This is a genomic window from Paenibacillus sp. N119s, assembly GCF_059447605.1.
Genome location: NZ_JCAJRU010000432.1, coordinates 1 through 1509, shown reverse-complemented (window position 1 = coordinate 1509; position 1509 = coordinate 1). Strand labels below are relative to the sequence as shown.

General features: G+C 45.5%; 2 protein-coding genes. Both read right to left on the bottom strand.

What is annotated here, in order from left to right; translation table 11 throughout:
- Positions 1–280: hypothetical protein (locus AC5V8P_RS25505; RefSeq protein WP_495474044.1), on the bottom strand; the 280-nt coding region annotated here is incomplete at its 3' end.
- A 339-nt stretch (positions 281–619) separates the two neighbouring features.
- A partial coding sequence (mdh, locus tag AC5V8P_RS25500; RefSeq protein WP_495474043.1) for a malate dehydrogenase occupies positions 620–1509 on the bottom strand: 890 nt, incomplete at its 5' end.

The window sequence follows — 1509 nt, the reverse complement described above, 5'->3', positions numbered from 1 at the left end:
ATGGCTTACCCATAGCCCCAGCGATACCGGAAATGGCAAGAAACAACACCAACACGACAACGATCCATGCTACCGAATAAGAATCCCAAGCAAAGATCATATAGACGCCGCTAACAAGCACAAGAATCAGTGCAAATTGAGCCAGACGGTTCAATAGCTGCACAGCTGATATTGTCCCTTCCTGCGCGCTTGGAGCCAATTTGTCGATTTTGCCTACGACGAAGGGAAGCAATAAATAAAAGCCCATCGCCAGCGACCCAATAATGTGAATAAAGAACATTTTTTACAACCTCCCATTCTTTGTCTTCTTACATTTTCATACAAAAATGTTTTTCCATAGAACGATCATATTCCAATGAATGACTAGCATCTTTGCAAGGTTTTGGGACATGCTTTTCTATGTAACTAGTAATGCATATGAACTCTATTATACCGGGGAATTGGGGCAAAGCAAAGGAAAACGACGGTGAAAGTTTCAACTTGGGTGGTGTTGGGGAGAGGCTTCGCGAACAGAACGTTGCTACCATCGCTGTAAATAAAAGAGATGTCCTCAAGCCATAGTGATGGCTTGAGGACATCTCTTCAAGTAAAAGTATACCGTATTAGTAGAAAATCGTATCTATACGTTGACTATTTTGGTCACATTGCGAACCGCTTCAGCGGATTGATCGAGCGCCGCTTTTTCTTCGGCTGTTAATTCCAACTCGAACACTTTTTCGATGCCATTACCGCCAAGAAGTGTAGGTACGCCGAGGAACAGGTCCTGATAGCCATACTCTCCTTCCAGATAAGCAATGACTGGAATAATCCGTTTTTTATCTTTTACAATCGCTTCTGTCATTTGCGCAAGCGAGGCTGCCGGAGCATAATATGCGCTGCCATTACCCAGTAGGTTAACGATCTCTCCGCCACCTACCCGTGTACGTTGTACAATCGCTTCAATACGCTCTCGAGAAATCAGGTTTTCAATAGGTATGCCTCCTACGCTGGAATAGCGTACGAGCGGTACCATATCATCACCGTGACCTCCCATAACGAAGCCGCGCACGTCTTCAACCGAAACATTCAGTTCCTGTGCAATAAAGGTACAGTAGCGAGCCGTATCCAGCACACCGGATTGACCAATAACCCGATTTTTCGGGAAATCAAGCGTTTGGTATGCAGTATAGGTCATAGCATCGACCGGATTACTCAGAATAATGACGATTGAATCGGGCGCATACTTCTTCACATTCTCACATACGGATTTTACAATTCCTGCGTTCGTGTTGACCAAATCATCACGGCTCATCCCCGGCTTGCGCGCGATCCCGGCTGTAATAATGACGATATCCGAATTGGCTGCATCCTCATAATTAGAAGTGCCCATGATTTGGGTGTCAAACCCCTGCACTGGACCAGCTTCCAAAATGTCAAGCGCTTTGCCTTTAGTCGGATTCTCTAGTTGCGGAATATCGATGAGTACGATATCACCTAACTCCTTTTGAGCCAGCAGCAATGCGGTAGTGG